1 protein-coding gene is annotated in these 649 nt (G+C 52.4%); it reads right to left on the bottom strand.

Translation table 11 applies throughout. From position 1 onward, the window contains the following. Positions 1-485 (bottom strand): tyrosine-type recombinase/integrase (locus tag ACKQAD_RS20260; RefSeq protein WP_409161757.1); only part of this gene is annotated, 485 nt, incomplete at its 3' end. Positions 486-649: the final 164 nt, after the last annotated feature.

Below are 649 nucleotides of genomic sequence, written 5' to 3'. Positions count from 1 at the left end.
CCAGCGACGTCATGCACGCCTTTATCGTCAATCGCCTTAACCAACTGCGCCAGATGGCGGGTTTCAACCTGTGCGATATCCATCGCGCCAATCGCGGGGAAAACGTAGCGTTTCAGGCAGGTAAGAATTTTATCGGCGTGCGCGTCCGACCAGAGTTTCAGGCTGCTGGTGTGCCATGTCAGAGCGACATTCTGGAATGTTCGGGATTCCTCAACGGCGGGGTTGTTCGTTTTGCGAAGCTGAGAAGGGCTGATGCCGGACGCCAGCAGCTTACGCGCTGCATCGCGCTTTTCACGGGCTTCCGCCAGCGTAGTTTGCGGGTAGGGGCCAAAAGCCAGACGGCTTTCTTTACCGCCGAGGCGATACCGGAAATACCATAGCTTAGCGCCGCTGGTGGATACCGTGAGGTACAGACCTTGCGAATCGGTGAGCTTGTAAGATTTTGCGAGAGGTTTCGCGGATCGGACTTTGCTGTCAGTTAACATATGAGGGTCACTCCCGTTCATCGAACTGAATGACCCGCAATCTGACCCACAAATTCCCCGATACGAAGGGATAAATCAAAACGCATCGGAAAAGATTTTTACGCCAACTTATTGAATCGCAACAATATAGGGATTGATAAGGAAGCATAAAAAAGGAAAGGTGG

Origin of the sequence: Pectobacterium artocarpous (assembly GCF_046159765.1) — a bacterium.
In the GTDB taxonomy this organism is placed as follows: Bacteria; Pseudomonadota; Gammaproteobacteria; order Enterobacterales; family Enterobacteriaceae; genus Pectobacterium.
The sequence above is the reverse complement of the archived record's forward strand: the minus strand, read 5'-3'. Positions and strand labels throughout refer to the sequence as shown.